Source organism: Streptomyces sp. WM6386, assembly GCF_000972385.1.
In the GTDB taxonomy this organism is placed as follows: Bacteria; Actinomycetota; Actinomycetes; order Streptomycetales; family Streptomycetaceae; genus Streptomyces.
Window position 1 is genome coordinate 1 of sequence record NZ_JXTE01000005.1, and the last position, 13537, is coordinate 13537.

5 protein-coding genes, 1 tRNA gene and 1 rRNA gene are annotated in these 13537 nt (G+C 68.6%); 6 read left to right on the top strand and 1 reads right to left on the bottom strand.

Features of this window, described 5'->3' with window-relative positions; translation table 11 throughout:
- The 3 genes from rrf to TN53_RS04330 form a co-directional block, all read left to right on the top strand.
- Window positions 1-97 (top strand): 5S ribosomal RNA (rrf, locus tag TN53_RS43975); the annotation flags it as partial.
- A 114-nt stretch (window positions 98-211) separates the two neighbouring features.
- A complete protein-coding gene (locus TN53_RS04325; protein WP_046256991.1) occupies window positions 212-874 on the top strand; it encodes a DegT/DnrJ/EryC1/StrS family aminotransferase in 663 nt (220 codons plus the stop codon).
- Window positions 875-967: 93 nt separating this feature from the next.
- Window positions 968-1040 (top strand) — tRNA-Thr (locus TN53_RS04330).
- Window positions 1041-1089: 49 nt separating this feature from the next.
- Here TN53_RS04330 and TN53_RS04335 read toward each other — a convergent pair.
- A complete protein-coding gene (locus tag TN53_RS04335; protein ID WP_046256992.1) occupies window positions 1090-3840 on the bottom strand; it encodes a SpoIIE family protein phosphatase in 2751 nt (916 codons plus the stop codon).
- Window positions 3841-4218: 378 nt separating this feature from the next.
- Between TN53_RS04335 and TN53_RS04340 the strand changes: the two genes are divergently transcribed.
- The 3 genes from TN53_RS04340 (at window position 4219) to TN53_RS04350 (ending at window position 13532) form a co-directional block, all read left to right on the top strand.
- Window positions 4219-9681, top strand: a complete 5463-nt coding sequence (locus TN53_RS04340; RefSeq protein ID WP_095046286.1) for a HAMP domain-containing protein — start codon at window positions 4219-4221, stop codon at window positions 9679-9681.
- Window positions 9682-10012: 331 nt separating this feature from the next.
- Complete coding sequence (locus TN53_RS04345) at window positions 10013-10699, top strand: response regulator (protein ID WP_046256994.1); 687 nt, start codon at window positions 10013-10015, stop codon at window positions 10697-10699.
- Between the two features lie 124 nt (window positions 10700-10823).
- Entirely contained in the window at window positions 10824-13532 is a 2709-nt protein-coding gene (locus tag TN53_RS04350; protein WP_046256995.1) for a DNA translocase FtsK, read from the top strand.
- Window positions 13533-13537: the final 5 nt, after the last annotated feature.

Sequence of the window (13537 nt, forward strand, 5' to 3'; positions counted from 1 at the left end):
GGAAACGCCCGGTTACATTCCGAACCCGGAAGCTAAGCCTTACAGCGCCGATGGTACTGCAGGGGGGACCCTGTGGGAGAGTAGGACACCGCCGAACAATTATTCAAAGGGTTGGATCCTGAACTTCGGTTCGGGGTCCAACCCTTTTTTGTTCTGCGTCACTTGAAGTTCACGTTCCACAACCACCATCCCAAGCATGGGTACTGCTGCAATGCTCAGGGCCGCCGGCGTCGGAGTCGGTGACGAGGTCGTGGTGCCGGCCTTCGGAAACGTCGAGGTCGCCGAGGCCGTCGTCCTGGCCGGTGCGCTTCCGGTGTTCGCCGACATAGATCCGGTGAGCTACTGCCTCAATGCGTCCGCTGTCGAGGCGGCCGTGACCGCGCGGACCGCGGCCGTGGTCGTCGTACATCGATTTGGGCGGCGGGCCGGCATCGCGGCCCTGCACGCTCTGGGGCAGCGTCATGGGCTGCTCGTGCTGGAGCAGGGCGAGTCCGAGGCGCCGTACGACGAAGTCGCTCAGCGCAGGGAGCGGGCGGCTTACCTCGATGGGAAGTTGAAGGGTGTGGGTAAGCCCGACGGTGGTGATGGGCACACCTATCAGCAGTACGTCGTGCGGGTGCCCGGTAACGGGCGGCCCGATCGCGATGCCTTCGCTCGTGCCTTGCGGGGCAAGGGTGTTGAGTGCCGGGTGCCGGTGAAGACGCCTGTGCACCGGCTGCCCGAGTTCCGGCGTTGTGTGTCGCTGCGGGAGACGGAGTTGGCGGCGGACGAGACGTTGGCGCTGCCCGTGGACGCGTCCCTGACCAAGCGGGACATGCAGCGGGTCGTGGGCGCGTGCAACGCGCTCGGGGGGCTGCTTCAGGCAGCCTTCTGATCGGGCTTCGTGCCTCGTGGGCGTGGTTGGGAACACCAGTCTGTTCGGGGTATGATCTATCCCGTTGCCGCGAGGGAAACCTCGAAGCGACAGGCCCCCTTAGCTCAGTCGGCAGAGCGTCTCCATGGTAAGGAGAAGGTCAACGGTTCGATTCCGTTAGGGGGCTCAAACTGAAAGGCCCCGCCCAATTGGGCGGGGCCTTTTTCGTACGCTTCTCAGTCCTTGTGGAGGCCCGGGACCCGCATGGCCAGGATCGCCATGTCGTCGGACGGGGCGTCCGACGCGAAGCGTTCCACGGCGCGCATGATGCGGGCGGCGACCGCGCCGGCGGTCAGGCCCGTGCAGGTCGTGAGGACGTCGGTGAGGCCGTCGTCGCCCAGCATGCGGGCGCCCTCGCGGCGTTCGGTGACGCCGTCGGTGACGCACAGCAGGACGTCGCCCGGGTCCAGGGTGACCGTCTGCTCGTACAGTTCCAGATCCTCGATCACGCCCAGGAGCGGCTGCGGCTCGGCGGCCGGTTCGACGGTGCCGTCCTGGCGGAGGCGGAGCGGGAGGGGGTGGCCGGCGCAGACCACCTTCAGTTCGGCGCTGCCGTCCTCCTGGGGGCGCATCTCGCCGTAGAGGAGCGTCAGGAAGCGGCTGCGGGCTCCCTCGTCGAGGATGGCGGAATTGAGGCGCTCCAGGACGGCCGGGCCGCTCAGGCCCTCCCTGGCCAGCAGCCGCAGGGCGTGGCGGGCCAGGCCTGTCACCGCCGCCGCGTTCGGGCCCGTACCGCAGACATCGCCGATGGCGAAGCCGTAGGCGCCGTCGCTGATGGGGAAGACGTCGTAGAAGTCGCCGCCGACCTCGTTGCCCTCGCCGGCCGCGCGGTAGATGACCTCGACCTCGACGCCGTCGATCTCGGGGAGCTCGGGCGGCAGGAGGCTGCGCTGGAGGGACTGGCTGATGGCCGTGCGCTCGGAGTACAGGCGGGCGTTGTCCAACGCCAGCGCTGCCCTTCGGCTCAAGTCCTCGGCCAGTTCCAGGATTTCCTGGCGGAAGTGTTCGTCGGTCGGTTTGCCCAGAGTGAGCATGCCGATGACGCGGTTGCGGGCCACCAGGGGGAGGACGACCGTCTCGCCGCCCACGGCCGATGCGGTGGCGAGGGTCGGGCCGATGCCCGCGCTGAGGCGGCCGATGGGCTCGCCCAGGCCCAGGCTGCGCATGGAGGTACGCAGGGCCGCCTGGTGGGCGGCCTCGGCGGGGGCCGACCAGACGCGGGCGCCCGGGGCCGGTACTGGGTCGGGTGGGGAGATCTTCGAGAGCAACGACTTGATGCCGTCGATGAGTTCCTCGTCCTCGTGCAGCACGTACGACAGGTAGGGATCCGAGGCCTGGTCGGCGATCGTGTAGACCGCGCACCAGGTCGCCAGGGTCGGGACGGTCATCTGGGCCATCAGGGCCAGGGTCTGATCGCGGTCCAGGGTGCCGGCCAGGAGGTCGGAGGCCTCGACGAGGAAGCTGAGCGATCCTCGGCGCAGGCGTTCCAGTTCGCCGAGGCGGGCCGACTCGACGGCCAACGCGATGCGGTCCGCGGCGAATTGGAGGCGCAGGGCTTCTTCGTTCGAGTATCTGCCCGGGCCTTCGGCCGCGACGCCGAGGGAGCCCGTGAGGCGACCCTCGACCTTCAGGGGGACCGTGACGACCGAGCGCATGCCGGTGCCGCTCAGGAGCGGGACGGCGCCCGGGACCGCCGTGAGGTCCTCGTGGACGGCCGGCATACGGGCCGAGCCGTAGCGGCCGGGGCCCGCCTCGACGGGGACGCGGGCGAAGCGCTGGCGGGCGGAGGGCAGGCCGGTGGAGGCGCGGACCTCCAACTCCGTTTCGTCGTCGGTGGCCAGGAGCAGGAAGGCGGAGTCGGCGTCGAGCATGTCGCGGGCGCGTTCCACCGTGCGCTGGAGGAGGCCGTCGAGGTCGTCCGGGGCCGGGGAGCCGATGAACACCTCGAAGGGGTCGGTGCTCTGGCCGTCGGAGGAGGGCGAGGTGTCGGAGGCCGGGATGCGCAACGGGGTCTGGAGGACCGCGCGTTCGTGGTCGCGGACCAGGAGACAGACCGTGGAGGGCTCGCCGTCCGTGTCGCGGACGCGGAGGTGGGAGGCGTACACGGGGGTGACGCGGCCGTTAGCGCCCCTTATGCCGTAACTGCCTTCCCAGCGGGAGAGTTGGAGCGCCTCCGCGATGCCCGTACTGGTGCCCGGGGTGTGGGGCCAGGCCGCGAGGTCGGTCAGGGGTTTGCCGATCACCTGCTCGGCCGGGTAGCCGAAGAGTTCCTCGGCGTCCTCGTTCCAGGCCGAGATGGCCGCCGTACGGTCGATCTGTACGACGGCGACGCGGACGCGGCCGTCGGCGAGGGGGAGGAGGTCCGCGGGGAGCGAGGGGCCGGCGGCGCGGGTGCCCACCGGGCGTTCGGGGAGGGCGATCTGGAACCAGACCTGTTTATGTGTGGGCGTGTACTCGACGCCCCAGCGGTCGGCCAGGGCCGCGCACAGCTGGAGGCCGCGGCCGCCCTCGCGGTCGGGGCTGCCCATGGTGGCGAGGGAGCCCTGGAGGGGGACCTCGCGCTCGGGGTAGCGGTCGCCGACCTCGATGCGTACGCCGTCGTCGCTGCGCAGACACAGCACGTCCGCCGTGGTGCCCGCGTGCACCACGGCATTGGTCACCAGTTCGCTGGTGAGGACCACCGCGTCGTCGACGATGTCCGCGAAGCCCCACCCCTGGAGTGTGTCGCGGACGAAGGAGCGGGCGCTCGCGACCGAGCGCCCGACGGGCTCGAAGCTGGCGGCCGCGCGCGCGGTGATCACAGAACTCCTCGACCGGTTGTCGACGTGCAGGGCTGCGCTGACGACCGGCTCGTGCCGCTGATGCGGCAGGCCGTCCGTCGGCCGGCGGTCCGGGGGATGTCCCCCAGGGATCAGTCCGGTGGTCATGTTGTGCGGCCGCCCCTCCGATGCCCGCTCGTTCTCGTGCCACCGCCCAAGGCCGGACGGACCGGCGCGGCTGGACAGCCGCATGCAAGGTTACTTACCTTCCCCGTCCATGCGGATGCCGGTCACCAGTGTTTCCGTCCGGAGGGTGTGCGGACGATGTGCGAAGCTGCCGAACTGTTATGGCCTGGTTCAGCCAGGGTGAAACACTGGGCAAGCTTCTTGTGAAGGTCCGGGCAGGCTGAGTGTGGTCCGCGCAGTGTGGGCAGCAGCCCGGGGTGCGGCCTGGTCTATCCGACAGAAATGCACAGCATTAACTGGTACGTCGAACAGTAGTACCGGAGCACAGCAGTAACGGTCGACCCCTGCGGGAGGGACACAGTGGAGTCTGGCGCAGCGACGCGGGGCACTAAGACGCGCGCGAAAGGCGGACAGTCCCTGAATAACCAGCGCAAACCGCGCGGTGGGACCACCGCGGTGGACACGGCTGCCCTGAACCGACTGCTGGCGGCTCTCGTGTCGATGCGTGACGGGAACTTCCGGAAGCGGCTCACGGTGTCCGGCGACGGCGTGTTGTCCGAGATCGCCGCTGTTTACAACGAGGTGGCCGACCGGAATCTGCATCTGACGGGTGAGTTGTCGCGGGTGCGGCGGATGGTGGGCCGTGAGGGAAAGCTCACGGAACGGCTGGAAATCGGCGCCTGTGAGGGGTCGTGGCTGACTGCCATCGACGCTTCCAACGCCCTGGTCGACGATCTCGTACGACCTGTCTCGGAAGTCGGCCGGGTGCTTTCCGCGGTCGCGGAGGGCGATCTGTCGCCGCGTATGGAGCTGCGGACGCAGGCGGCGGACGGGTCCGGGCATCCGCTGCGGGGTGAGTTCCTGAAGGTCGGGCGGACCGTCAACAACCTGGTCGACCAGCTGTCGACGTTCACCGACGAGGTCACGCGTGTGGCCAGTGAGGTGGGCACCGAGGGCAAGCTGGGCGGGCAGGCCAAGGTGCGCGGTATGTCCGGTTCCTGGAAGGATCTGACGGATTCCGTCAACACGATGGCGTACCGGCTGACGGCGCAGGTGCGGGACATCGCGCTCGTCACGACGGCTGTTGCGAAGGGTGACTTGTCCCGCAAGGTCACGGTTCACGTGGCCGGCGAGATGCTCGAACTGAAGAACACCGTCAACACGATGGTGGACCAGCTGTCGTCCTTCTCCTCCGAGGTGACCCGCGTCGCGCGTGAGGTGGGCGTCGAGGGTGAGCTGGGCGGGCAGGCGCAGGTGCCCGGTGTGGCGGGTGTGTGGAAGGACCTCACCGATTCGGTGAACCTGATGGCCGGCAATCTGACGGCCCAGGTGCGCGGGATCGCGCAGGTGACGACCGCGGTCGCCAGCGGTGACCTGTCGCAGAAGGTCACCGTCTCGGCACGCGGTGAGGTCGCGCAGCTCGCCGACACGATCAACCAGATGACCGAGACGCTGCGGACCTTCGCGGACGAGGTCACGCGTGTGGCCAACGAGGTCGGTGCCGAGGGGCGGCTCGGCGGTCAGGCGAATGTGCCGGGTGCGGCGGGGACGTGGAAGGATCTCACCGATTCGGTGAACACGGTCTTCCGGAACCTGACCATCCAGGTGCGGGACATCGCCGCCGTGACGACGGCTGTGGCCAGTGGTGATCTGTCGCAGAAGGTCACCGTCGACGTGGCCGGCGAGATGCTGGAGCTGAAGAACACCGTCAACGGGATGGTGGACCAGCTGTCGGCGTTCGGTGCCGAGGTCACGCGCGTGGCGCGCGAGGTCGGTGTCGAGGGTGAGCTGGGCGGTCAGGCGCAGGTGTCGGGCGCGGCCGGTACGTGGAAGGACCTCACCGACTCCGTCAACACGGCGTTCCGGAATCTCACCGGACAGGTGAGGAACATCGCCCAGGTGACGACGGCCGTGGCCAACGGCGACCTGTCGCAGAAGGTCACCGTGGACGTCTCCGGCGAGATGCTCCAGCTGAAGAACACCGTGAACACGATGGTGGACCAGCTGTCCGCCTTCGCCGACCAGGTGACGCGGATGGCCCGGGACGTGGGCACCGAGGGCCGCCTGGGCGGTCAGGCCGTGGTCCCGGGAGTCTCGGGGACGTGGAAGGAGCTCACGGACTCCGTCAACTTCATGGGCGGCAACCTCACCTCGCAGGTGCGGCAGATCGCCCAGGTGACGACGGCGGTGGCTCGGGGCGACCTGTCCCAGAAGATCGACGTGGACGCGCGCGGCGAGATCCTGGAGCTGAAGAACACCATCAACACGATGGTCGACCAGCTCTCCGCCTTCGCCGACCAGGTGACCCGGGTCGCCCGTGAGGTGGGTACCGAGGGACGTCTGGGCGGGCAGGCGCAGGTGCCCGGCGTCGCCGGTGTGTGGCGGGACCTGACCGACTCCGTGAACGGCATGGCGTCCAACCTGACCGGCCAGATGCGCAACATCGCGCAGGTCGCCACCGCGGTGGCCCGGGGTGACCTGTCCCAGAAGATCACCGTGGACGCGCGCGGCGAGATCCTGGAGCTGAAGAACACCCTGAACACGATGGTCGACCAGTTGTCGTCCTTCGCCGAGGAGGTCACGCGTGTGGCCCGCGAGGTGGGCACCGAGGGCATCCTCGGTGGTCAGGCCGAGGTGCAGGGGGTCTCCGGCACCTGGAAGGACCTCACGCAGTCCGTGAACTTCATGGCGAACAACCTGACGATCCAGGTGCGCAACATCGCCGAGGTCACGACCGCGGTCGCCAAGGGCGATCTGTCGAAGAAGATCACCGTCGACGCGAAGGGCGAGATCCTCGAACTCGTCAGCACCGTCAACACGATGGTGGACCAGCTGTCGTCCTTCGCCGAGCAGGTGACCCGGGTGGCCCGCGAGGTGGGCACCGAGGGCATCCTGGGCGGCCAGGCGCACGCCTCGGGCGTCACGGGCATCTGGAAGGACCTCACCGACAACGTCAACCTGATGGCCAACAACCTGACCGTGCAGGTGCGGAACATCTCCCAGGTCGCGTCGGCCGTCGCCAACGGCGATCTGACCCGGACGGTGACGATCGAGGCGCGCGGCGAGGTCGCGCAGCTCGCCGACACCTTCAACACCATGGTGAAGACACTGAGTTCGTTCGCCGACCAGGTCACCAAGGTGGCCCGTGAGGTGGGTACGGACGGAATCCTCGGCGGTCAGGCGCGCGTGCCGGGTGTGGCCGGTACGTGGAAGGACCTCACCGAGTCGGTGAACCAGATGGCGTCCAACCTGACCGGTCAGGTGCGCAACATCGCCATGGTCACGACCGCCATCGCCAAGGGCGACCTGACGAAGAAGATCGACATCGACGCCCGGGGTGAGATCCTCGAGCTGAAGACCACCATCAACACGATGGTCGACCAGTTGTCGTCCTTCGCCGAGGAGGTCACCCGGGTCGCCCGCGAGGTGGGCACCGAAGGACAGCTCGGCGGCCAGGCACGCGTGCGTGACGTCGACGGCACCTGGCGCGACCTCACCGAGTCCGTGAACGAGATGGCCGGGAACCTGACCCGGCAGGTGCGTGCCATCGCGCGCGTGGCGACCGCGGTGACCCGCGGCGACCTGAACCTGAAGATCGACGTGGACGCGTCCGGGGAGATCCAGGAACTCCAGGACTACATCAACAAGATGATCGCCAACCTGCGCGACACCACGATCGCCAACAAGGAGCAGGACTGGCTCAAGGGCAACCTGGCCCGTATCTCCGCGCTGATGCAGGGCCGCCGCGACCTCGCGGACGTGGCCTCGCTGATCATGAGCGAGCTGACGCCGGTGGTGTCCGCGCAGCACGGCGCGTTCTTCCTGGCGATGCCGCTCGTCGACGGCAAGGACGCGAGCGCCGACCAGGAGGAGTCGTACGAACTGCGCATGCTCGGGTCGTACGGCTACTCCATGGGATCGATGCCGACGTCCTTCAGGCCGGGTGAGGCGCTCATCGGGACGGCCGCCCAGGAGCGGCGCACGATCCTCGTGGAGAACGCGCCGAGCGGCTATCTGAAGATCTCCTCGGGGCTCGGGGAGGCGCCGCCCGCGCAGGTGATCGTGTTGCCGGTGCTCTTCGAGAGCCAGGTGCTCGGCGTCATCGAGCTGGCGTCCTTCACGCCGTTCACGCAGATCCAGAAGGACTTCCTCAACCAGATCGCCGAGATGATCGCGACCAGCGTCAACACCATCTCCGTCAACACCAAGACCGAGGTGCTGCTGCGGCAGTCGCAGGAGCTGACCGAGCAACTCCGTGAGCGGTCGGAGGAGTTGGAGAACCGGCAGAAGGCCCTCCAGTCGTCCAACGCCGAACTGGAGGAGAAGGCCGAGCTGCTGGCCCAGCAGAACCGCGACATCGAGGTGAAGAACACCGAGATCGAGGAGGCGCGGCAGGTCCTGGAGGAGCGCGCCGAGCAACTCGCGGTGTCGATGCGCTACAAGAGCGAGTTCCTCGCCAACATGTCGCACGAGCTGCGCACGCCGCTCAACTCGTTGCTGATCCTGGCCAAGTTGCTCGCCGACAACGCGGACGCCAACCTCTCGCCGAAGCAGGTCGAGTTCGCCGAGACGATCCATGGCGCGGGCTCCGACCTGCTTCAGTTGATCAACGACATCCTGGACCTGTCGAAGGTCGAGGCGGGCAAGATGGACGTCTCGCCCACGCGCATCGCGCTCGTCCAGCTCGTGGACTACGTGGAGGCCACCTTCCGTCCGCTGACCGCGGAGAAGGGTCTCGACCTGTCCGTACGGGTCTCGCCGGAGCTGCCCGCCACGCTGCACACCGACGAACAGCGGCTGTTGCAGGTGCTGCGCAATCTGCTGTCCAACGCGGTGAAGTTCACCGACTCCGGGGCGGTGGAGCTGGTCATCCGGCCCGCCGGCGCGGATGTGCCGATGCAGATCCGTGAGCAGTTGCTGGAGACCGGTTCGCTGCGGGATCCGGACGCCGATCTGATCGCGTTCTCCGTGACGGACACCGGGATCGGGATCGCCGCGAGCAAGATGCGGGTGATCTTCGAGGCGTTCAAGCAGGCCGACGGCACGACGAGCCGGAAGTACGGCGGTACGGGTCTTGGGCTCTCCATCTCGCGGGAGATCGCCCAGCTGCTCGGTGGTGAGATCCACGCGCAGAGCGAGCCGGGACGCGGCTCGACGTTCACGCTGTATTTGCCGCTGCACCCGAGCGAACTGCCCCCGCAGGGCTACCAGCAGTCCGCGGCGGTCCTGGAGGTCGGTGACCTGAGCGTTTCCGGGAACGGCCGTGCCGAGGTCGAGATCGGGACGCCGGCCGAGGTGAAGTCGTACCAGGAGACCCAGAACGGCGCCGCGGCACTCTTCAGGCGCCGCCGCAGGACCCTGCCGGAGGTCGAACAGCGGCCCCAGCTGGACCAGTGGGCGGCGACGGCGCAGAGCCCGGCGCCGGAGGTGCGGCGCGGCATCCGGTTCGGCGGTGAGAAGGTGCTGATCGTTGACGACGACATCCGCAACGTCTTCGCGCTCACCAGCGTCCTGGAACAGCACGGACTGTCGGTGCTGTACGCCGAGAACGGCCGTGAGGGCATCGAGGTCCTGGAGCAGCACGACGACGTCACGGTCGTGCTGATGGACATCATGATGCCCGAGATGGACGGGTATGCGACGACGACGGCCATCCGCAGGATGCCGCAGTTCGCGGGCCTGCCGATCATCGCGCTGACCGCCAAGGCGATGAAGGGCGACCGGGAGAAGGCGATCGAGTCGGGCGCCTCCGACTACGTCACCAAGCCGGTCGATCCCGATCATCTGTTGTCGGTGATGGAGCAGTGGATGCGGGGCGCGTGACCGCAGTGGATGCAGGACGCGTGACGGGATCGGTCGGACTTCGCGTGGATGCTGCGAGAACCTTCTGTGTTCCCGCGGAGTTGCTGACTCAGTGTGCTCGAAGCCGTGTAGAAGTACGGGATTCGGGGAACCTTCTGGTCTCTCGCTGCGTTTCTGCTACGTGCACAGTGACATCGCGGTGACAGGGTGTGGCGACGGGCGGGGTGCGGCTACCATGACCGGCACAAGGACGGGCGGCGCAAGGGAGTCGTCCCCCGGGGCGGCACCTGCCGGTGTCACCACGAGTCCTGAGGACAGGGGAGGCCCCAAGCCGGGGCGAGGAGGGCGGGCCATGGTGCAGAAGGCCAAGATCCTCCTGGTCGATGACCGGCCGGAGAATCTGCTGGCGCTGGAGGCCATTCTCTCCGCGCTCGATCAGACGCTGGTGCGGGCATCGTCCGGGGAGGAAGCGCTCAAGGCACTGCTCACCGACGACTTCGCGGTGATCCTGCTGGACGTGCAGATGCCGGGCATGGACGGCTTCGAGACGGCGGCGCACATCAAGCGGCGCGAGCGCACCCGGGACATCCCGATCATCTTCCTCACCGCGATCAACCACGGTCCGCATCACACTTTCCGGGGGTATGCGGCGGGCGCGGTCGACTACATCTCCAAGCCCTTCGACCCGTGGGTGCTGCGCGCGAAGGTTTCCGTCTTCGTCGAGCTGTACATGAAGAACTGCCAGCTGAGGGAGCAGGCGGCGCTGCTGCGGCTCCAGTTGGAGGGCGGTGCCGCCGGCAAGGCTGCGGCCGGTGAGGCGAAGGAGCCGGCGGGACTGCTGGCCGAACTCTCGGCGCGGCTCGCCGCGGTCGAGGAGCAGGCCGAAGCCCTGTCCAAGCAGCTGGACGACGAGTCGGCGGACGCGGCGGCCGTGGCCACCGCGGCTCATCTCGAACGCAAACTCACCGGCCTGCGGCGGGCACTGGACGCCCTGGAGCCGGGAACGGGCAGCACGCAGTCGGTGCCCTCGCAGAACTGACCCCCGCGCGTGGCTCAGTTGCGGGTGAGTGCGTGTCAGTTCCGCGTCCCCGCAAGGGCGACACGAACGGGTGAAGCACCGGGCACACGTGTCCGTTGTCGTCTCCCCCGGTAACCTCACACCTATGGCCTCACGTCCCTCCGCTGCCAAGAAGCAGCCCGCGAAGAAGGCGGCGGCTCCGGCGAAGAAGGCCGCTGCGAAGAAGGCTCCGGCGAAGAAGGCGCCCGCCAAGAAGGCCGTCGCGAAGAAGACCGCGCCGGCCCCGAAGCCGGCGCCGAATCCGACCGGCGGCATCTACAAGCTCGTGCGCGCCGTCTGGCTGGGCCTCGCGCACGCCGTGGGCGCCGTGTTCCGCGGCATAGGGAATGGCGCGAAGAACCTCGACCCGGCGCACCGCAAGGACGGCGTCGCGCTGCTGCTGCTCGGCCTCGCGCTGATCGTCGCGGCCGGCACCTGGTCGAATCTGCGCGGTCCCGTCGGCGACCTGGTCGAGATCATCGTCACCGGCGCCTTCGGCCGCCTCGACCTGCTCGTGCCGATACTGCTCGCAGTCATCGCCGCGCGGTTCATCCGGCACCCCGAGCAGCCCGAGGCCAACGGCCGCATCGTGATCGGCCTGTCCGCGCTCGTCATCGGTGTGCTCGGCCAGGTCCACATCGCGTGCGGGACACCCGCCCGCAGCGACGGCATGCAGGCCATAAGGGACGCGGGCGGCCTGATCGGCTGGGGCGCGGCGACCCCGCTGACCTACACCATGGGCGAGGTCCTCGCCGTACCGCTGCTCGCGCTGCTCACGGTCTTCGGACTGCTGGTCGTCACGGCCACCCCGGTCAACGCCATCCCGCGGCGACTGCGGGAGCTCGGCGTGCGGCTCGGCGTCATGCACGATCCGGCCGAGGACGAGTTCGGCGAGGACGACGAGCGGTACGACGACCAGTGGCGCGAGGCGCTGCCCGCGCGCACCCGCAGGCGCGGGTCGGCCCCCGAGGCGTACGACCCCGACAGCGCCGAGCATGAGGCCCTCTCGCGGCGTCGCGGCCGCCCCCGGCGCTCGGCGGTGCCGCAGCCCGACATGGACCGCCCGATGGACGCCGTGGACGTCGCCGCGGCGGCCGCCGCCGCGCTCGACGGCGCCGTCCTGCACGGCATGCCGCCGTCGCCGATCGTCGCCGACCTCACCCAGGGTGTGAGCGTCGGGGACCGCGAGGACACGATGCCGACGCCGGTGCCGACCCCCGTGCCGGCCCCGGCCGCGCGCCCCCGGCAGGAGAAGCTGAAGGTCGAGGTCGCCGACCTCACCAAGCCCGCACCCCAGGCCCAGGGCGAACTGCCGCCGCGCGCCGAGCAGCTCCAGCTGTCCGGTGACATCACCTACTCCCTGCCTTCGCTCGACCTCTTGGAGCGAGGCGGCCCCGGCAAGGCGCGCAGCGCGGCCAACGACGCCGTTGTCGCCTCGCTGACGAACGTCTTCATGGAGTTCAAGGTCGACGCGGCCGTCACCGGCTTCACGCGCGGGCCGACGGTCACGCGGTACGAGGTCGAGCTCGGCCCCGCCGTGAAGGTCGAGCGGATCACCGCGCTGGCGAAGAACATCGCCTACGCCGTCGCCAGCCCGGACGTCCGGATCATCAGCCCGATCCCGGGCAAGTCCGCGGTCGGCATCGAGATCCCGAACACCGACCGCGAGATGGTCAACCTCGGCGACGTGCTGCGGCTGGCCGCGGCGGCCGAGGACGAGCATCCGATGCTGGTGGCGCTCGGCAAGGACGTCGAGGGCGGCTATGTGATGGCCAACCTCGCGAAGATGCCGCATGTGCTCGTTGCCGGAGCGACCGGTTCCGGTAAGTCGTCGTGCATTAACTGCTTGATCACTTCCATCATGGTCCGCGCGACCCCCGAGGACGTGCGGATGGTCCTCGTCGACCCCAAGCGCGTCGAGCTGACGGCGTACGAGGGCATTCCGCACCTGATCACGCCGATCATCACCAACCCCAAGCGGGCCGCCGAGGCGCTCCAGTGGGTCGTACGGGAAATGGATCTGCGCTACGACGACCTGGCGGCGTTCGGGTACCGGCACATCGACGACTTCAACGAGGCCATCCGCGAGGGCAAGCTCAAGACGCCGGAAGGCAGCGAGCGGGAGCTGAAGGCCTACCCGTATCTGCTGGTGATCGTCGATGAGCTCGCCGACCTGATGATGGTCGCGCCAAGGGACGTCGAGGACTCGATCGTGCGCATCACGCAGCTCGCGCGCGCGGCCGGTATCCACCTGGTGCTCGCCACGCAGCGGCCGTCGGTCGACGTAGTCACCGGTCTGATCAAGGCGAACGTCCCCTCCAGGCTCGCCTTCGCCACCTCCTCGCTCGCGGACTCGCGGGTCATCCTCGACCAGCCCGGCGCCGAGAAGCTGATCGGCAAGGGTGACGGGCTGTATCTGCCGATGGGCCAGAACAAGCCCACCCGTATGCAGGGCGCCTTCGTGACCGAGGACGAGGTCGCGGCGGTCGTCCAGCACTGCAAGGACCAGATGGCGCCCGTCTTCCGGGACGACGTCGTCGTGGGGACGAAGCAGAAGAAGGAGATCGACGAGGAGATCGGCGACGACCTGGACCTGCTGTGCCAGGCGGCCGAGCTGGTGGTCTCCACGCAGTTCGGGTCGACCTCCATGCTCCAGCGCAAGCTGCGGGTCGGGTTCGCCAAGGCGGGGCGCCTGATGGACCTGATGGAGTCCCGGGGGATCGTCGGACCGAGCGAGGGATCCAAGGCTCGTGACGTTCTTGTGAAGGCTGATGAGCTGGACGGAGTGCTCGCGGTGATCCGCGGGGAGGCTTAAAGGCA

What these genes read in the sequence shown, in the direction of transcription:
- TN53_RS04325 (WP_046256991.1), top strand. Translation starts at nt 212, where the DNA reads ATGCTCAGGGCCGCCGGCGTCGGAGTCGGTGACGAGGTCGTGGTGCCG.
- TN53_RS04335 (WP_046256992.1), bottom strand. Translation starts at nt 3,840, where the DNA reads ATGACCACCGGACTGATCCCTGGGGGACATCCCCCGGACCGCCGGCCG.
- TN53_RS04345 (WP_046256994.1), top strand. Translation starts at nt 10,013, where the DNA reads ATGGTGCAGAAGGCCAAGATCCTCCTGGTCGATGACCGGCCGGAGAAT.
- TN53_RS04350 (WP_046256995.1), top strand. Translation starts at nt 10,824, where the DNA reads ATGGCCTCACGTCCCTCCGCTGCCAAGAAGCAGCCCGCGAAGAAGGCG.